Here is a 16,695-nt window from a genome sequence, read left to right on the forward strand (position 1 = left end):
ACGCCAGTTGGTTCCCATCGACACCGTCGTTGACCAGGCTCTTACCAGGTATCCGGCACTAGCCGGAATACCGCGGCCACGACTCGACAGCACGCTGCGGAGGCAACCCGGTGTCGAAACCGCGCGTGCCCGAATGGCACGACGACATTTGGGGCATTTGGTGGCGCTCGCACCAGCGGGGCACCGGCGGCAGGCCACGGCCAGGCACCCGAGTCCGTATCACCGAAAACACCCGCTACCGAGGTCGCGAAGGAACAGTCATCTTCTACGAAGGCCAATGGAACAGCATGACGTTCCCCGTGCGCATCGACGGCAGCGGCCTGACCCTGCTGTTCACAGGGAACGACATCGTCGAACTCCCGGGTGTACCCGCGCCCGCACCGGAAAAGAGGAGCGGCCAGTGAACGATTCCACCCTGCAAAGCCTGGCGGGATTCATCCACGAGCGGCTCGACTCCGAACGCCCGGAACTGGCTGAAGCGCTTTGCAACATCATGTCGTTCGTCGACGACCTTCCCGTCTACCTCGGTCGGCACGACTTCAGTGACGACGTCGACCGGGCCGCCGCACTCGAACTCGTCGCGACCTTCCAGCGCCGCTTCCTCATCGAACTCACCACTCCGTATGCGGCGCACCCTGGCTACGTGGACATGTGGCGGCAGGCCGCGAATGGCACACGAACGTAGGCGGATCGCCTGCCCCAGCCGCAACATCGAAGTCCACAGTGGATGAATCGGCTATCGCGGCGGAAGCTCAGCGGGGCCGTTTGGCCAGCGATCCGGCGGCGAGGCCACCCCCGGCGGCAACCACGAGCAGCCACAGGAACCACGCAGGTGCCAGCGCGCCGCCAAAAGAGCCGAGTGCCGCCGGGATCATCACGCCCACGGCGAGACCCGCGAGCACCCAGCCCTTCCGGTGTCCGGAACCGAATCCGACGCCCGCGCCGAGCACCGTGAACGCCGCGAGGCACCCGCACAGCAGCCAGCGGGTGGCGCCGTCGACGTGGCCGTGTTCCACGGATTCGACGGCGGCGCCGAGACCGGCCGCGAATGCGGCGAGCAGGCCGGTGATCAGGCCGTGCAGCGGGAGCAGCGCCTTGGGGCCCAATCGTCCCGGCGACAAGTACGGGATCCCGCCGAAACCGTGGTGCAGCGCGGCGCCCCACAGAGTGCCGAGCAGCGTCAGCGCGGCGCTCACCGTCCAGAACAGCGGAGCGTGCCATTCCGCGTGCTCCGCCATGGCCGCGGTGACGGTGAGCACGCCTTCGCCGAGCACGATGATCGTGAACAGGCCGAGCCGCTCGCCGAAGTGCGCGGGGTCCAGCCGCCCGAAGGCCACCTGGTCGGCGGGCTGCCCGTGGCGGGACAGCCGCTCCGCCACCTTCGCGACGACCCGCTCACCGGAAACCGTGAACGTGATCAGCAAATCCAGTGCCAACCCGAACGCCCACAGGGCATACCGCCACGGGCCGTCCACCCAGAACGACGCGATCCACGGGAGCATGCTCACCCCGGCGTGCACCACCGGCCACTCGGCGACCACGCGCTCCTCGCGGCTGCCCTCCCACACCCGGCTCGCCAGCACCCGCACGCCGAGGTAGGCACCGGCGAAGACCGCCGCGTGCCCGTCGTGGACCTCGCGCACGGACGCGGCCATGAACACCAGCCCGGCCATCGCGACCAGCACCGGCATCGCGCGGGTCGCGTCGCCGATCACGTTGCCGATGACGGTGAAGCACATCCACGCCATCCAGAACGCCAGGAAGCACACCGCGTACAGCCCGGCACCGCCCCAGGACGTGCTGCCGTGCACCAGGTGCGTCAGCTGCGCCACCCCGGCCACGGCCACCAGATCGAAGAACAACTCGAGCCACGACGCGTGGCGCTCCTCCGCTTTCCCCGTCACGAACGCACAGTATTCCGGCCGTCCGTGCCCGCCCCCGGAGGGACGGGCACGGAGTCAGCTCAGTGCCACCACTGCTGGTTCCAGGGGCCGCAGTCCCACAACTGCACCTTGCCGCCGTTGTGGTTACCGGTGTTGATATCCGCGTCGAGGCACCGCTGGAAGCGCACGTTGTACACGGAGCCGTCCGGCCGGAGGACCCACTGTTGCTGGTTCCAGGGGCCGCAGTCCCACAACTGCACCACGCCGCCGTTGCCGCCGGTGTTGATGTCCGCGTCGAGGCATCGCTGGAAGCGCAGGTTGTAGAGCGAGCCGTCCGGCCGGACGTCCCAGTCCTGCTGGTTCCAGGGGCCGCAGTCCCACAACTGGACCACGCCGCCGTTGCCGCCGGTGTTCGTGTCGGCGTCGAGACACCGCTGGAAACGGTCGTTGTAGAAGTGCCGCACGGACAACGCCGTCTTGGCTGCCGTGGGCTGCGCCGACGCCGCATCGGTGCCGGTGAAAAGCAGCGTCGGCACGGCACACAGCAGCGCCATCGCGGTGCTGAACAGGCGAGTAGCCGGTCTCATGCGAATTTCCCCCTTGTCAGGGCGATGGGAGTGAAACGATCTCGGGCGAGTTTTTCCGGTTGCGGCGCCGCGCGGCAGTACCGTCCGCACCGTCCGGGGTGAACGCGGCGCGTCCTGAAAGGCGGCCCCTTCAGGAAAAGCGTTCGCATTCGGCCACCCGAAGGGGGCGTTCGGCCTACTCGTCCGTGGGACTTCCGGCGACGGTTCCCGCCGCCGGTGGTCTACTTCGACCATGAACGGCCCTTCGCTTTCCCGCACCGGGCGTGTCCTGACCGCCCTCGTGCTCAGCTGCCTGGTCGCCGGGCTCGCCCCGGCCGCCGCGAACGCCGCCTCCCCGGCACCCGTCCCCTCGACAACGGTGGCCAAGGGCAAGGTGAAGGTCGACGCCAAACTCGCCAAGGGCAAGGTCAAGAAGGGCGAGAAGGTCAAGCTCACCGGAAAGCTCGCCGTGCAGGACAGGCTCGACACCGACGAACCGCTGATCGTCCAACAACAGGTCAGCGGCGGCGCGTGGGTGAACATCGCGAACACGACCTGCCGCCCCAACGGCGGCTTCAGCCTGAACCTGAGTTTCAGCATCAGCGCGTCGCTTTCCCTGCGCGTCTACCACCCCGAAACCACGATCTACGCGAGCGCGTATTCGAGCGTCTTCGCCCTGCTCGTTCTCTGACCGGTCCGCCCACCGGAACGATTTCCTTTCCCTGACCGGAAAAGAACGGGAAAATCGGCGGCATGATCGCCACGGTGGTGTGGGGAACGGGCAATGTGGGCCGCGCGGCGATCCGGGCCGTCGAAGCCCATCCGGCACTGAAGCTCGCCGCCGTGCTGGTGCACGCCCCGGACAAGGTAGGCAAGGACGCGGGCGAACTCGCCGGGCTCGGCACCGAACTGGGTGTCGCCGCCACCGACGACATCGAAACCGTGCTGGCGGCGGGCCCGCGGGCGGTCGTGTACGCGGCGTCCGGCGACATCCGCCCTGACGACGCGCTCGCCGACATCGTGCGGGCGATCCGGGCGGGCGCGGTCGTGGTGAGCCCGGCGCTCTACCCGTTGTACGACCAGCGGAACGCGCCGCCGGAACTGCGGGAGCCGGTGCTGGCCGCGATCGCCGACGGCGGCGGCTCGCTGTTCGTCTCCGGCGTCGATCCCGGCTGGGGCAACGACGTGCTGCCGCTGCTGGTCAGCGGGCTCGGCACCATTGTGGACGGCATCCGCTGCCAGGAGATCTTCGACTACTCGACCTACGAACAACCCGATTCCGTGCGGTACCTGGTCGGGATGGGCCAGCCGATGGACTACCAGCCGCCGATGCTCATGGCCGGTGTGCCGTCGATGGTGTGGGGCGGGCAGATCCGGTTGATGGCGCGCGCACTGGATGTGGAAGTCGAGGAGCTTCGCGAAACGCTCGACCGGCGGCCGCTCGAAGAAACCGTGACGACGCGGACAATGGGCGAGTTCGAAGCGGGAACCCAAGGGGCGGTGCGGTTCGAGGTCCAGGGCATCGTGGACGGCGAGCCGCGGATCGTCATCGAGCACGTCACGCGCATCCACCCGTCGTGCGCGCCGGAGTGGCCGAAACCGCCGAGCGGGGACGGCGCGCACCGCGTGCTCATCGAAGGGCGGCCGCGGATCGAAGTCACCGTCGAAGCGAGCGACGAAGGCGAAAACCGTTCCGCGGGCGGCAATGCCACCGCCGTCGGACGGCTCGTCGGCGCGATCGACTGGCTCGTGGAAGCGAAACCCGGTCTCTACGACGCGCTCGACGTCCCGCTGCGCCCGGCGGCGGGCCGGTTCGGAAGGAGCCGTGGATGAACATCGACATCCCCGAGGGCAAGGACCCGATCGGCTACGTGTGGGGCGAGATGGTGCCGGGGATCGGGCCCGCGGCGGCCAACCTCTCGCTGGCCGTCTACGCGCACACCACGTTGGGGTTACGCGAATTCGAGGCGGCGAGGCTGCGGATCGCGCAGATCAACGGGTGCGTGTTCTGCCTCGACTGGCGCACCGAACGGGACGGCGAAAAGGTCGAGGCGGAATTCGCCGACGCCGTGCTCGACTGGCGCGCCACCGATCGCTTCGACGACCGGACGCGGCTCGCGGCCGAGTACGCCGAACGCTACGCGCTGGACCACCACGGCCTCGACGAGGAATTCTGGGCGAGGATGGCGAAGCACTACGACCAACGGGAAATCGTCGAACTGAGCATGAGCATCGGCTCGTGGCTGGCGTTCGGCAGGCTCAACCACGTCCTCGGCCTCGACGTCGTCTGCGTGCTGCCGTCCCACCGGTCGTGAGGGACCTCAGAAGTCCGCCGCGATGATCTTTTCGATGTTCCGCTCCGCCAGCGCCGTGATGGTGACGAACGGGTTGACGCTGGTGTTGCCGGGGATCAGCGCGCCGTCGATGACGTAGAGGCCCCGGTACCCGGCGAGCCTGCCGTAGTTGTCGGTGGCCTTGTCCAGCACCGCGCCGCCGAGCGGATGGTAGGTGAGGTGATCGCCCCAGATCTTGTACACGCCGAACAGATCCGTCCGGTAGATCGTCCCCTCCTTCGCGTTGATCCGGTCGAAAATGGACTTCGCCATGTCGATCGACGGCTGTTTCCACGCCGTCTGCCAGTTCAGGTCGACGCGCCCGGTGGCCGGATTCCAGGTGAACCGGGCGCGGTTCGGGTTCTTGGTGATGGACAGGTAGAACGACGCCCAGGTTTCGATCCCGGTCGGCAGCGGCGCGACCTCCGCGAAGGCACCGCCCGCCGCCCAGTTGTCGATACCACCGGTGGGGATGGATGCCTGCAGGCTGCCGGTCGGGTCCCAGAGGTGGTTGGCCCGCCCGCACATCACGTTCCCGTTGTCGCCCCAGCACTGTCCGATCTCACCGTTCAAATTGGACAGTGCGCCGGTCGCCTTCAGCTTCACCAGCAGCTTGCTCGTGCCGACGCTGCCCGCGGCGAAGAACACCTTGTCCGCGGTCACCTCCTTGGTGCCCGACACCGCGCCCGTGGTGGTGAGCTGCTCCAGGGAAACCGCGTACCCGCCACCGGACGCGGGCGCCACCGAGGTCACGCGGTGCAGCGGGGAAACGGTGACCCGCCCGGTCGCCTTCGCCGCGCGGAGGTAGGTCTGCCGCAGGGACTTCTTGCCGTAGTTGTTGCCATACAGGATTTCCCCGGCCAGCGCCGATTTCGGCACGGTGCCCGCCAGTTCCCGCTTCATGTAGTCCCAGTCGTACACGTCGGGCACGAACACGAACGGGAATCCGGACCGCTGCGCGTGCTTCCGGCCGACGCGCGCGTACTGGTAGCACTCGGCGCTGTCGAACCACGCCGGGTCGATCGTGCCGACGCCGAGGCCGGTGTTGGCGCGCGGGTAGTAGACGTCGTACATCTCGGCCGCGTCGACGGTCGGAAGGATCGCGCCGAAGTTCTCCCGCTTCGGCGTGACGGCCATGCCGCCGTTGACGAGCGAGCCACCGCCGACGCCGCGGCCCTGGTACACGGTGATGCCGCTGAACTCCTCGGCGTCGAGAATCCCGGTGTAGCGCGGGATGTCGCGGTCGATGGGGAAGCCGAGGAAGTTGGACAGCGGCTGCTTCGTCCTGGTGCGCAGCCAGTACGAGCGCTGGTCGGGGCTGGTCGTGTTGGCGAAGATCTTGCCGTCGGAACCGGGGGTGTCCCATGCCATGCCGAGTTCGGCCAGGTGCACGTCGACACCGGCCTGCGCGAGCCGCAGCGCGGCGACCGAGCCGCCGTACCCGGAGCCGATCACGAGCACCGGCACCCGCGCCCCGTCGGGAAGGGCGGCGGCGCGCGCCGGAGTCGCGGCCAGCGCGGCGCCAGCTAAGATAGAACCAGTTCCTGCAATGAAGACGCGGCGTGACATCGCGTCGAATAGCGTTTCCCGCTTGACATTCCCGCTCATATCAAGATCCTCACCGTTGAGGTATTGAGAACAAGTTATAACTCTCCGGTGCGGACAAGTCGACACGTGACGGCGGGGTTCCCCCGGGTGTCGGCACCGCGTTGCCGCGAATGGGCCAAGGGGACGAACGTCCAGAACCTGCTGTCCGTTCTCCCCTGCCGCCCCGGAAACCGGCACCGCGCGCGATAGCTTCCGGAAGGGCCATCCCCGGCGAACGCGTGAGGAAGAACGATGACCGATCCCCTGCCCGTGGTACTGGTGCACGGTTTCTGGCACGGCAGCTGGTGCTGGAGCCGGGTGACCGAGCACCTGGCCGGTCGCGGGATCCGGTCGGTCGCGGTCGACCTCGACGGGCACGGGCTGCGGAGCCCCGCACTGCGCGCCCGCTGGGCACGGCCGTTCGACGCGGCGGCGTTCGCCACCGAGTCCTCACCGGTCTCGACCGTCACCGCGTCCTCCGCGGCGGCCGCCCTCGCCGATCAGGTCCGCACGATCGGCGACGGGCGGCCGTGCCTGGTGGTCGCGCACAGCATGGGCGGCGCGGTCGCGACCGCGCTCGCGGAACTAGTCCCCGAGCTCGTGGGCGGGCTCGTCTACGTGGCCGCGATCGCCCCGGTGCACGAACCAGCCGGCTTTTACGCCGCCTGCCCGGAAAACGCGGGCGAGAAGCTGTCCCGGCTCCTGGTGGCCGACCCCGCGGTGATCGGCGCGTCGCGCATCGACTTCGGCGATCCGGACGCGCGCGGGCAGATCAAGGAAGCGTTGTGCCACGACGTCGACGACGCCATGGCGGAGGCCGCGATCGCCCTGCTGAGCCCGGACGGCCCGCTGGGGATGCTCACCGAGGAACCGACCGCGACGGCGGATCGCTACGGCGGCGTCCCGCACACCTACGTGACCTGCGCACGGGACAACGCCATCCGGCTGCCGCTGCAGCACCGGTTCATTAAGGAGATCGACGCCGTGTCGGCCGCCCCGACCACCGTGGTCGAACTCGGCACCTCCCATTCCCCGTTCCTGTCCCAGCCCGCCGCGCTCGCCGAAGCGATCGCCGAAGCCGCACGGGCCTGAGGCTCATTTCTCCGGAATCTGGCCCATCTCGGCGGGATCGGCCTCGGCCACGAGATCGTCCGCACCGCCTTCGAGCCGCTTGGCCATTTCGGTGGCACGCGGCACCATCGACGCCTCGTAGGCGCGCACCGCGTCCTCGACGGTGGCGGAATTGACCAACGCGAGCGCGAGTTCGCTCGCGTCGAGCATGGCCAGGTTGACGCCGACCCCGAGCGGCGGCATGAGGTGCGCGGCGTCGCCGAGCAGCGTCAGGCTCGGCGAGTGCTCCCACGTGTGCGGCACCGGCAGGGCGAAGAGCGGGCGGTCGACGTAGGGACCGTCGTTCTCGGTGATCATCCGCAGGATCTCCGGCGACCAGCCCGCGAACTCGGCCAGCAGGTGCGCGCGGATGCCTTCGGTGTCACCGGCGCGCAGCCCGCTCGACTCGATCCAGTCGGCGCGGATCCGCTGGATGACGTAGACGCGCAGGTGCCCGCCGCTGTTGCGCTGCGCGAACAGGCCGCGCTCGCCGTCGGCGACGTGGGCGCTCCCCTGTCCGACCAATTCGGAAAGTTCGGGGTGCGCGGTCTCCATGTCGTGGAACCACGCTTCGAGGATGCTGACCCCGATGTAACCGGGTTTCGCGGGCGACACCGCCGCGCGGACGCGGGAGTACGCACCGTCCGCGCCGATCACCAGATCCGCTTCCTCGATAGTCCCGTCGGCGAAGGTCAGCGTGCGCGGCCCATCGGCGGGACCGCGCACCGATTCGAGCGTCCGTCCCCAGTGGACGGTGCCGTCGGCGAGCGAGCCCAGCAGCAGTTCGCGGAGCTGCCCGCGATCGATCTCGGGGCCCGCGATCTCGTCCTCGGCTGGCAGGTGGTGGGCGAGCAGGCGCCCCGACGGGTCCAGCAGGCGCATTTCCTGCCCCTCCGGCCTGGCGAGCGCGAAGAACTCGTCGAGGAGGCCCGCTTCGCGGAGCGCGAGCTGGCCGTCGTCCTCGTGCAGGTCGAGCGAGCCGCCCTGGTCGCGGGATCGCCCGTCCGGGTCGCGGTCGTGCACCGTCACCGCGATCCCGTGCCGCTGCAGGATGCGCGCGCAGGTCAAGCCGCCCGGCCCGGCGCCGACGATGCTGATCCGCGCGTGTCCCGGCTTCGGAGAGTCCACAGTGGATTCCTTTCGCACTCGGGGCCGCCCCGGTGGCACCCCCGAGACCACTCAAGCGTACTCACTCCAAAAGTGCAATCGCTTTATCTTCGTCCTTGCTTCAGGACTGTCGAGCAGCGCGCTTCTCGGTTTCCTCGACCAGCCAGCGGGCGACGTCGACGACCTTCATGTTCGAATCCTGGGAAGCGCGGACGAGGAGCTGGAAGGCCCGCTGACCGGTGAGTCGGTCCCGCTGCATCAGGATTCCCTTGGCCTGGCCGAGGATGTCGCGGTTGGCCAATGCCTCGTTGAGGTGGTGTTCGTGCGTGGCACCGGCGAGCGCGACCGCGGCGTGCTGGGCGAACAGGTCGATCAGGACCTCCGCGTCCGGCGTGAACGCTTCGGTTTCGTCCGAGTAGAGGTTGAGCGCGCCGAGTTGCTCCCGTCGCACGAACAACCGGCGCGCCAGCAGGCTGCGCGCGCCCAGCTCGTACGCCCTCGCGGCGTAGCGCGGCCACGGCTGGTCCGGTTTGCCGAAATCGGGGATCCGCACGGTGTGGTGCGCGCGGATCGAGGTCAGGCAGGGACCTTCACCGAGTTCGGTCTGCAGCTCGTCGAGTTCGGCGACCACGGGATCGCTGGGCGCCTCGGAGGTAATCGCCTTGCCCCGCACCAGCGAGATCCCGGCCCAGGTCACCGCGGGGACCATGTCCACGACGGCGTCGACGATCGCGTTCAGGGTGGTCGGATGATCGGTCTCGTCCTGCAGACTCAGCGCGAGCTCGCTCATCCGGTGTGCGAGCTGCTGCTGCGCGGTGTCGTGCATCGCATACCTCCCCGCGACGTCGAAGGCCAGGACGGCGACCGGGGGCCCGTACCCTGCGCTGTTGAAGGCGCGGAGCTGCTCCCACCCAGCCACCTCGCGACGAGATCCGCGGGTACAGCGAGCCCTAGTCCCGTCCGTGACCTCTGGAGTACCCGGGTCGGCCCTCGGCACAAACGCGCTCAGGTCCCCGCCGTGGGCAGCAGATCGGACGCGGTCGCGGTGATCGTCCGGAGCGCGCGGGCGATCGTGGGGTTTTCGCGGGCGCCCATCCTGGTGACCGCGAGGATCCGGCGGGCGGGCGCGGGTTCGCCGCGCAGCGGGATGCGGGTGACCGGCCAGTGGCCGTGCAGGCGGGCCAGCCGCGGGACGAGGCTGACGCCGAACCCGTGCGCGACGAACGCCGTGCCGGTGTCCCATTCGTCGGCGTAGTGCGCGATATCGGGCGAAAAACCCGCCGCCATGCACGCGGTGGTGACCAGGTGGTGGTAGGTGCTCCCCGACTTGCTGACGATCCAGGGTTCGTTCGCGGCATCGGAAAGGCTGACCGACGGGCGTTCGGTCAGCGGGTGCCCCGCGTGCGTGACCAGGTCGAGCGGGTCGTCGAGCAGCGGTTGCTGGTCGAACCGCTGATCCGACAGCGGCGGGGTGTCCGCCGTGACGATCACCAGCGCCAGATCGGCGTGCCCGCCCAGCAGCAGGTCGAAGCAGCGAGCGGGCTCGGCTTCGATCAGGCGCACGGTCAGCCCGGGGAAGCCGTCGCGCAGGTCCGCCGCGGCCGGGGGCAGCAGGTGCGTCGCGGCCGTCGAGAACCCGCACAGCGTGAAGGGGCCGCTGGGTTCGTCGGCCAGCTCGGCCAGGTCCACCCGCGCCCGTTCCCATTGCGCGTAAAGGGTTTCCGCGTGGCGCAGCACCGTGCGCGCGGCCGAGGTGAGCTGGATCCGCCGCCCCTGCGGGACCACCAGTTCGACGCCGAGTTCCGCGGAGAGCTGGCGTAGCTGGTGCGACACCGCGGACGGCGTGTAGTTCAGCGCCTGCGCCGCGGCGGTGACGGTGCCGTGCTCGGCGACGAGCTGGAGCACGCGGAGCCTGCTGTCAATCATGCAAGGATTTTGCACGGTTTCCTGCGCGGACGTTTGATTGTCCGCAGCGGTGCCTGGCCGCACCCTGGGTGGACGCGGCCCCTACCACCTCCCGAGGAGCGGTATGCGCACCACGGATCCGCTGCTTCAGCCGTTCACGATCAGGCACCTCACCTTGCGCAACCGCGTGGTGAGCACGTCGCACGAGCCCGCGTTCGCCGACGGCGGCCTGCCGAAGGACCGCTACCGGGCCTACCACCTGGAGAAGGCGCGGGGCGGGGTCGGACTGACCATGATCGGCGGTTCCGCGGTCGTGTCACCGGACAGCCCGCCGTCGTTCGGCAACGTGCGGCTGCACGACGACGAAGTGGTGCACTGGCTGCGCCTGCTCGCTGGCGACGTGCACGCCGAGGGCGCGGCGGTGATGTGCCAGATCACCCATCTCGGCCGCCGCACCAGCAACTACTCCGGCGACTGGCTGCCGGTGCTGTCCGCGTCACCGCTGCGCGAACCCGCGCACCGGGCGTTCCCGAAGGAGGCGGAGCACTGGGACCTGGACCGGATCGCGCGGGACTACGCCGCCGCGGCCGCCGGCTGCCGGGACGGGCACCTCGACGGCGTGGAAATCCAGTCGTACGGCCATTTCCTGGACAGCTTCCTCTCCCCCGCGACCAACCGGCGCCACGACGAGTTCGGCGGCAGCCTGGAAAACCGCATGGCGTTCCCGCGCCGGGTGATCAGGGCGGTGCGCGAAGCCGTCGGCCCGGACTTCGTCGTCGGCATCAGGATGTCGCTCGACGAGGACCGGCCCGGCGGGCTCACCTTCGACGAGGCCCTGACCGCGGCGCGGTGCTTCGTCGACGACGGCATCGACTTCGTCAGCACCATCCGGGGAACGATCGAAAGCGACGCGACGCTGGCCAGGGTGATCCCGTCGATGGGCACCCCGGCCGCGCCGTTTCTGGAGTTCACCGCCGAGGTCAAGCGCCGCCTCGGGATCCCGGTGATGCACGCCGCGCGCATCGCCGACGTCGCCACCGCCCGCCACGCCGTCCGCGAGGGCCTGCTCGACCTCGTCGGCATGACCCGCGCCCAGATCGCCGACCCGCACCTGGTCGCCAAGATCGCCGCGGGCGAGGAGGACCGGATCCGGCCGTGCGTCGGCGCGAGCTACTGCCTGGACGCGATCTACGACTCCGGGGACACCAAGTGCGTCCACAACCCCGCCACCGGCAGGGAGCTGTCGCTGCCGCACACGATCAGCCCCGCGGCGCACCGGATCAAGGCCGTCGTCGTCGGCGCCGGTCCCGCCGGTCTCGAAGCGGCGCGCGTGCTCGGCGAACGCGGGCACGAGGTCGTCGTGTTCGAAGCCAATGACGTACCGGGCGGGCAGGTGCGCATCGCCGCGTCGAACCCCCGCAGGCGGGATCTGCTCGGCATCGTCGGCTGGCGGGTCGAGGAGTGCAAGCGGCACGGCGTCGACATCCGGTGCGGTGTCCTCGCCGAGCCGGAGGACGTCCTCGCCGAGGCGCCCGAGGTCGTCGTCATCGCCACCGGCGGCCTGCCGAACACGGCGTTCCTCGCCAAGGGAGGTGATCTCGTGGCCGACACGTGGGACGTGCTCACCGGCGCGCTGCGGCCGCGCGGGCCCGTGCTGGTCTACGACGACAACGGCGCGTACCCGGGGATGGACGCGACGGAAGTGCTTGCCCGCCAAGGGATCGAGGTCGAGTACGTGACACCGGAGCGGACGCTCGCCCCGGACGTCGGCAGCATGAACTCCCCCGCCTACCTCAAGGTCTTCGCCGAGCACGGGGTGCGCGTCACGATGGCGCACCGGCTGCGCTCCGTGCGGCGCACCGGTGACGGTTCCCTGATCGCGACGGTGTCCAGCGATTACGCGGACGCGGAGTTCGAGCGCGCGGTGTCCGCGGTGGTGGTCGAACACGGGACGCTGCCCAACGACGACCTCTACCGCGCGCTGCTCCCCGGCTCGGCGAACCTCGGCGAGGTCGACCACCACGCCCTGCTGGGCCTCGATCCGCAGCGCGTCGTCCGCCATCCCGGCGGGCGCTACCGGCTGTTCCGCATCGGCGATGCCGTGACCAGCCGCAACATCCACGCCGCCACGTTCGACGCGCTGCGGCTGTGCCTGCCGATCTGATCAGGAAGGACCGGAGACCATGACACTCGACACCGCTGACCTGCTCGACCGGCGGATCGCCGGGCGCAGCCTGGAAGCGCCGTTCTACACCAGCCGCGAGGTCTTCGACCTCGACCTCGCCGCGGTGTGGGCGCGGAACTGGATTTTCGTTGCGGCGGAAGGAGAACTCCCCGAACCGGGTGACTACGTCACGACCGCGATCGGGCCGTGGTCGATCATCGTGGTGCGCGACGACGACGAGAACGTCAAGGCACTGCACAACGTCTGCCGCCACCGCGGCGCGCGGATCCTCACCGAAGACCGCGGTTCGGTCGGCAATCTCGTGTGCGGCTACCACAAGTGGACCTACCGGACCGACGGCAGCCTGCTGCACGCCCCGGCGCAGGGCGGCGGTTTCGACCCGGCGTGCTTCGGGCTCAAGTCCGTGCACGCGCGCAGCGTCGGCGGGCTCGTCTTCGTCTGCCTCGCCGAGGATCCGCCGCCCGATTTCCCCGAGGTCGCGTCCCGCATCGAGCCCTACCTCCTCCCGCACCGGCTGGCCGGGGCCAAGGTCGCCGCGCGGGTCGATCTCGTCGAGGACTGCAACTGGAAGCTGACGATGGAGAACAACCGGGAGTGCTACCACTGCGACGGCCATCCCGAGCTGGTGCGCTCGTTCTTCCCGACCTACGGCTACCGCGAGGACCAGGTGCCGCCGACGCTGCGCCCTGCGTACGAACGGTACCGGCGAGTCGAGGCGGAGCAGCGGGAAACCTACGAGCGGCTCGGCCTTCCCCACGAACTCATCGAGGAACTGGACACCCGGCCGAGCGCGTTCCGGATCGAACGCGAGCCGCTCGACCTCGCGGGCGAATCCTTCACCACGGACGGGAAGGCCGCGTGCCGCCGCCTGCTCGCGGACTTCCCCACCGCGCGCCTCGGGCACCTTTCCCTGCACTGGCAACCGAATGCGTGGTTCCACGTGCTCGGCGACCACGCGGTCACCTTCTCCGTCGTCCCGATCGCCGAGGACCGGACGCTGGTCCGCACCACCTGGCTGGTCCACCCGGACGCCGAGGAGGGCGTCGACTACGACCTCGGCACGCTGACCAAGGTCTGGACCGCCACCAACGAGCAGGACGCGGAACTGGTCAGCCGCGCGCAACGCGGGATCACCAGCCCCGCCTACGCGCCCGGCCCGTACGCCCCGTCGGAATACCAGGTCGACGCGTTCTGCACCTGGTACCTCGCCCGTCTCCGGGAGCACGTGGGCCGATGAACCGATACTGGGCCTGCCCGCGCGCGTGGGAAGACGGTGTCCTGGTCTGCAAGCAGGTCCAGCCCGTCACCAACGACGTGAAGACGTTCCTGTTCGAACCCGCCGAGCCACGGGTGTTCCGCCACGATCCCGGCCAGCACCTCACGGTCACCCTGGAGATCGACGGCCGCGAAGTCGACCGGTGCTACACGATCTCGTCGCCGCCGTCGCGCCCGCTCGTCGCCGCGATCACCGTGAAGCGGGTGCCGGGCGGGGTCGCGTCGAACTGGCTGCACGACCACCTCGCACCAGGGCACGCGCTGCGCGCACGCGGCCCGCTCGGCACGTTCTCGCCGGTGCGGCACCCGGCGGGCAAGTACCTCTTCCTGTCCGGCGGCAGCGGGATCACCCCCGTGATGTCGATGACCAGGACGCTGCACGATCTCGCCCAGCCGACCGATGTCGTCTTCGTGCACAGCGCGCGCACGCCCGCGGACATCATCTTCCGGCAGGAGCTCGATTTCATCGCGGCCACGTCCCAGCACATCCGGGTCGTGCACGTCTGCGAAACCGACGGCCCCGGCGAACGGTGGCTCGGCCACCGCGGCAGGCTGGATCTCGAAATGCTGCACCGGATCGCTCCCGACTTCCTCGACCGCGAAGTGTTCACCTGCGGCCCGCCCGCGTACATGGCGGCCGTGCGGGACATGCTCACCGGCGCCGGGCTCCCCGAGGAGCGCTACCACGAAGAAAGCTTCGACCTTCCTTCACAGTCCACTGTAGACACCGGCGTCAAGTACACAGTGGAACTGGCCCGCAGCGGCGTGACGATCGAATGCGACTCCGGCACGTCCCTGCTGGAAGCCGCGTCGTCGTCGGGGATCACCCTGCCGTCTTCGTGCGGGCAAGGCATGTGCGGCACCTGCAAGACCACCCTGCTGCGCGGATCGGTCGACCTGCGGCACAACGGCGGCATCCGGCCACGGGAGGTGGCGGCCGACAAGATCCTGCTGTGCTGCGCCAAACCGCGCGAAAACCTGGTCCTCGACTGCTGATGCGCCGACGGTGGCCGGGCCCTTGCCGTGCGGGTCTCGGCCCTCGCAGGTGTGCGGGCGAGGCTGCCTTGTGCCCCGAAGGTGGCCTTCGGGGCGCTCAGGTCCCCGAAAGCCACCTTCGGGGCATGGCGATCGGGCGTCGAATCCGTGTCACGCGGCGAGATCCCGCACCACCGCGGCCACCGTCGCGGACAGCGCGGCCACCCACATCGGCAGCAGATCGTGGTCGAAGCGGACCGACGGGAGCGCCACCGACAGCGCCGCGGCCGGTTCGTCCGCGCTCGGCCAGTGCATCAGCACGCCGACCGCGGTCAGGCCGGTCTCGGTCAGCTGGTCGTTGATCGCGAACCCCCGCTTGCGGACCAGGGCGAGTTCCCGCCGCAGCCGGGGCAGGTCGACGTCCGTGCCGGTGTAGCGCCGGGTCAGGTCCGGGGCGGGCAGCGCGGCGAGCACGGCCTTCCCACCGGAGGCGAGGTGCGCGGGCAGGACGCGGCCCGCCCGGTCGCCGACGCGCAGCACCTGGTCGCATTCCGCCGAGGCCGCGAACCGGAAGCGGTCCGATGTGGACTGTCCGGGTTGTGGCGCGATCGCCGGTGGCCGATGTACGACCGGCCACCGGCGGGCGGGTGGGTCCGCGGACGGCTCGCGCTCACCGGGGACGCGGCCCATCCCATGCTGCAGTACCTCGCCCAGGGCGCGTGCCAGGCGATCGAGGACGCGCACTGCCTCGCCGGTGAGGTCGCGGCGTCCCCGTCCGACTGGCCGCGCGCGCTGTCGGCGTACGAACGGGCCCGCACCGCCCGCACCGCGCGCGTGCAGTCCGCGGCACGGGTGTGGGGCGAACTCTGGCACTGCGACGGCCTGACCCGCCTCCTGCGCAACGCGCTGCTGACCGACCGCCGCCTCGACGACTACCGCCACCTCGACTGGCTCTACCGGCCGTGACCGGACACCCCGTCACGGCGCGGCTGGCGGCTGGGGTTCCGGCTCGCCGGGTCGCCGCGCACGGCGGATCAGCAGCAGCGCGGCGACGAGCACCAGCGCGCCCGCGCCGCCGAGCAGCCACGGCCAGACCGGCGGGCGGGTGTGGCCGTAGACGGTGATCAGCTCGCTCTCCCCGGTTTCCTTGGTGAGATCGCGCGGCACGAGCATCACGTCGCCGGAGCTGAGAATGTCGTTGCCCGCGCGAAATTCGTCGAGACCGGCGTAGGTTCCGCCGTTGCCGTCGATCACCTTGCCCTTCGCGACGAACAGGGTCAGCAGCTCCAGCGCACCGTTGGGGTGCTTGACCAACGCGACGCGGCCGACGACGGCGCCGGGGTCGCCACCGGCCGTCCGCACCGCGTCACGGACCGCGTCGCCGAGATCGCAAGAAGTGTCGAAGGAGTTGCCGCCGCGCGACCCGGTGTCGCGCCGCGCGGTGCAGGGGAACGGGCTCATCAGCCGGGACACCAGCTCTTCGGCCGAGTAGTAGGCGGCGAGGTTGGCCTTGCGGTCCTCGGGGGCCGCACCGTAGCCGGGCATCCGGTCGTTCTTGACCGCGGCCGAGTCCCAGTACTCCGCGAGGAGGTTCGGTTTGGGATCCGGTGCGTCGGCGGAACCGCAGGCGGGCACCGCCAAGCCGATCGCCAGCAGAACGGCTGTCAGCAGCCGCGACGCGTTACGCATGCCATCGAGAATGCGGGCGGCGGCCGCACCGGCGAGGGCCGTGACCGGAAGCTGCCAGGACGGGCACTCCCGGTGACCGT

At 70.0% G+C, this 16,695-nt stretch carries 18 protein-coding genes; 10 read left to right on the top strand and 8 right to left on the bottom strand.

All coding sequences use genetic code 11. The features are described 5' to 3' along the window. Positions 1–110 precede the first annotated feature (110 nt). Both HUW46_RS11830 and HUW46_RS11835 read left to right on the top strand, forming a co-directional pair. Positions 111–404, top strand: coding sequence for a hypothetical protein (locus HUW46_RS11830; RefSeq protein ID WP_215547328.1), 294 nt, complete (start codon positions 111–113; stop codon positions 402–404). After that, positions 401–685: a hypothetical protein gene (locus HUW46_RS11835; protein WP_215547329.1), complete on the top strand. Its 285-nt coding sequence runs from the start codon at positions 401–403 to the stop codon at positions 683–685. The genes HUW46_RS11830 and HUW46_RS11835 overlap by 4 nt, the downstream gene beginning before the upstream one ends. Before the next feature lie 67 nt (positions 686–752). On the opposite strand, the gene HUW46_RS11840 is transcribed toward HUW46_RS11835, so the two are convergent. After that, entirely contained in the window at positions 753–1,904 is a 1,152-nt protein-coding gene (locus tag HUW46_RS11840) for a low temperature requirement protein A (protein WP_215547330.1), read from the bottom strand. 59 nt (positions 1,905–1,963) lie between these two features. After that, entirely contained in the window at positions 1,964–2,470 is a 507-nt protein-coding gene (locus HUW46_RS11845; RefSeq protein WP_215547331.1) for an RICIN domain-containing protein, read from the bottom strand. Positions 2,471–2,702: 232 nt separating this feature from the next. On the opposite strand from HUW46_RS11845, the gene HUW46_RS11850 reads away from it, so the two are divergent. The 3 genes from HUW46_RS11850 to HUW46_RS11860 all read left to right on the top strand — a co-directional run bounded on the left by HUW46_RS11850 (position 2,703) and on the right by HUW46_RS11860 (position 4,764). Next, positions 2,703–3,140, top strand: a complete 438-nt coding sequence (locus tag HUW46_RS11850) for a hypothetical protein (RefSeq protein ID WP_215547332.1) — start codon at positions 2,703–2,705, stop codon at positions 3,138–3,140. Between the two features lie 62 nt (positions 3,141–3,202). Then, positions 3,203–4,282 carry an NAD(P)H-dependent amine dehydrogenase family protein gene (locus tag HUW46_RS11855; RefSeq protein ID WP_215547333.1) on the top strand — a complete coding sequence of 360 codons (1,080 nt, stop codon included), beginning with the start codon at positions 3,203–3,205 and terminating at the stop codon, positions 4,280–4,282. After that, positions 4,279–4,764: a carboxymuconolactone decarboxylase family protein gene (locus HUW46_RS11860; protein ID WP_215547334.1), complete on the top strand. Its 486-nt coding sequence runs from the start codon at positions 4,279–4,281 to the stop codon at positions 4,762–4,764. The genes HUW46_RS11855 and HUW46_RS11860 overlap by 4 nt, the downstream gene beginning before the upstream one ends. A gap of 6 nt (positions 4,765–4,770) precedes the next feature. Here the strand turns inward: HUW46_RS11860 and HUW46_RS11865 are convergent, their stop codons facing one another. Then, positions 4,771–6,351 (bottom strand): GMC oxidoreductase, encoded by a 1,581-nt coding sequence (locus tag HUW46_RS11865; RefSeq protein ID WP_215549804.1) that lies wholly within the window; start codon positions 6,349–6,351, stop codon positions 4,771–4,773. A 270-nt stretch (positions 6,352–6,621) separates the two neighbouring features. Between HUW46_RS11865 and HUW46_RS11870 the strand changes: the two genes are divergently transcribed. After that, the gene (locus tag HUW46_RS11870) at positions 6,622–7,461 is read left to right on the top strand and encodes an alpha/beta hydrolase (RefSeq protein WP_215547335.1); all 840 of its coding nucleotides are present in this window, start codon (positions 6,622–6,624) and stop codon (positions 7,459–7,461) included. Between the two features lie 3 nt (positions 7,462–7,464). Here the strand turns inward: HUW46_RS11870 and HUW46_RS11875 are convergent, their stop codons facing one another. The 3 genes from HUW46_RS11875 to HUW46_RS11885 all read right to left on the bottom strand — a co-directional run bounded on the left by HUW46_RS11875 (position 7,465) and on the right by HUW46_RS11885 (position 10,512). Beyond that, positions 7,465–8,607 carry an FAD-dependent oxidoreductase gene (locus tag HUW46_RS11875; protein ID WP_215547336.1) on the bottom strand — a complete coding sequence of 381 codons (1,143 nt, stop codon included), beginning with the start codon at positions 8,605–8,607 and terminating at the stop codon, positions 7,465–7,467. A 100-nt stretch (positions 8,608–8,707) separates the two neighbouring features. Beyond that, the gene (locus HUW46_RS11880) at positions 8,708–9,505 is read right to left on the bottom strand and encodes a GAF and ANTAR domain-containing protein (protein WP_215547337.1); all 798 of its coding nucleotides are present in this window, start codon (positions 9,503–9,505) and stop codon (positions 8,708–8,710) included. Between the two features lie 86 nt (positions 9,506–9,591). Beyond that, a complete protein-coding gene (locus tag HUW46_RS11885; RefSeq protein ID WP_215547338.1) occupies positions 9,592–10,512 on the bottom strand; it encodes a LysR family transcriptional regulator in 921 nt (306 codons plus the stop codon). Positions 10,513–10,615: 103 nt separating this feature from the next. Here HUW46_RS11885 and HUW46_RS11890 point away from each other — a divergent pair, with 103 nt between their 5' ends. The 3 genes from HUW46_RS11890 to HUW46_RS11900 are packed head-to-tail and all read left to right on the top strand — an operon-like array spanning position 10,616 to position 14,947. Beyond that, positions 10,616–12,655, top strand: a complete 2,040-nt coding sequence (locus tag HUW46_RS11890; protein ID WP_215547339.1) for an NADH:flavin oxidoreductase — start codon at positions 10,616–10,618, stop codon at positions 12,653–12,655. Positions 12,656–12,674: 19 nt separating this feature from the next. Next, entirely contained in the window at positions 12,675–13,913 is a 1,239-nt protein-coding gene (locus tag HUW46_RS11895; RefSeq protein WP_215547340.1) for an aromatic ring-hydroxylating oxygenase subunit alpha, read from the top strand. Then, positions 13,910–14,947 carry a hybrid-cluster NAD(P)-dependent oxidoreductase gene (locus HUW46_RS11900; RefSeq protein WP_215547341.1) on the top strand — a complete coding sequence of 346 codons (1,038 nt, stop codon included), beginning with the start codon at positions 13,910–13,912 and terminating at the stop codon, positions 14,945–14,947. The genes HUW46_RS11895 and HUW46_RS11900 overlap by 4 nt, the downstream gene beginning before the upstream one ends. 150 nt (positions 14,948–15,097) lie before the next feature. Here HUW46_RS11900 and HUW46_RS11905 read toward each other — a convergent pair whose 3' ends face one another. Then, positions 15,098–15,466: an IclR family transcriptional regulator domain-containing protein gene (locus HUW46_RS11905; protein ID WP_254126080.1), complete on the bottom strand. Its 369-nt coding sequence runs from the start codon at positions 15,464–15,466 to the stop codon at positions 15,098–15,100. On the opposite strand from HUW46_RS11905, the gene HUW46_RS11910 reads away from it, so the two are divergent. After that, positions 15,422–15,892: an FAD-dependent monooxygenase gene (locus HUW46_RS11910; protein WP_305860309.1), complete on the top strand. Its 471-nt coding sequence runs from the start codon at positions 15,422–15,424 to the stop codon at positions 15,890–15,892. The two genes, HUW46_RS11905 and HUW46_RS11910, sit on opposite strands and share 45 nt — an antisense overlap. Positions 15,893–15,904: 12 nt before the next feature. Here the strand turns inward: HUW46_RS11910 and HUW46_RS11915 are convergent, their stop codons facing one another. Then, a complete protein-coding gene (locus HUW46_RS11915) occupies positions 15,905–16,615 on the bottom strand; it encodes a hypothetical protein (RefSeq protein WP_215547342.1) in 711 nt (236 codons plus the stop codon). Positions 16,616–16,695: the final 80 nt, after the last annotated feature.

Origin of the sequence: Amycolatopsis sp. CA-230715 (genome assembly GCF_018736145.1) — a bacterium.
In the GTDB taxonomy this organism is placed as follows: Bacteria; Actinomycetota; Actinomycetes; order Mycobacteriales; family Pseudonocardiaceae; genus Amycolatopsis.

Coding starts and splice junctions, on each gene's coding strand:
- HUW46_RS11885 (WP_215547338.1), bottom strand. CDS start 10,512: ATGATTGACAGCAGGCTCCGCGTGCTCCAGCTCGTCGCCGAGCACGGC.
- HUW46_RS11915 (WP_215547342.1), bottom strand. CDS start 16,615: ATGCGTAACGCGTCGCGGCTGCTGACAGCCGTTCTGCTGGCGATCGGC.
- HUW46_RS11900 (WP_215547341.1), top strand. CDS start 13,910: ATGAACCGATACTGGGCCTGCCCGCGCGCGTGGGAAGACGGTGTCCTG.
- HUW46_RS11895 (WP_215547340.1), top strand. CDS start 12,675: ATGACACTCGACACCGCTGACCTGCTCGACCGGCGGATCGCCGGGCGC.
- HUW46_RS11855 (WP_215547333.1), top strand. CDS start 3,203: ATGATCGCCACGGTGGTGTGGGGAACGGGCAATGTGGGCCGCGCGGCG.
- HUW46_RS11845 (WP_215547331.1), bottom strand. CDS start 2,470: ATGAGACCGGCTACTCGCCTGTTCAGCACCGCGATGGCGCTGCTGTGT.
- HUW46_RS11890 (WP_215547339.1), top strand. CDS start 10,616: ATGCGCACCACGGATCCGCTGCTTCAGCCGTTCACGATCAGGCACCTC.
- HUW46_RS11865 (WP_215549804.1), bottom strand. CDS start 6,351: ATGTCACGCCGCGTCTTCATTGCAGGAACTGGTTCTATCTTAGCTGGC.
- HUW46_RS11870 (WP_215547335.1), top strand. CDS start 6,622: ATGACCGATCCCCTGCCCGTGGTACTGGTGCACGGTTTCTGGCACGGC.
- HUW46_RS11860 (WP_215547334.1), top strand. CDS start 4,279: ATGAACATCGACATCCCCGAGGGCAAGGACCCGATCGGCTACGTGTGG.
- HUW46_RS11850 (WP_215547332.1), top strand. CDS start 2,703: ATGAACGGCCCTTCGCTTTCCCGCACCGGGCGTGTCCTGACCGCCCTC.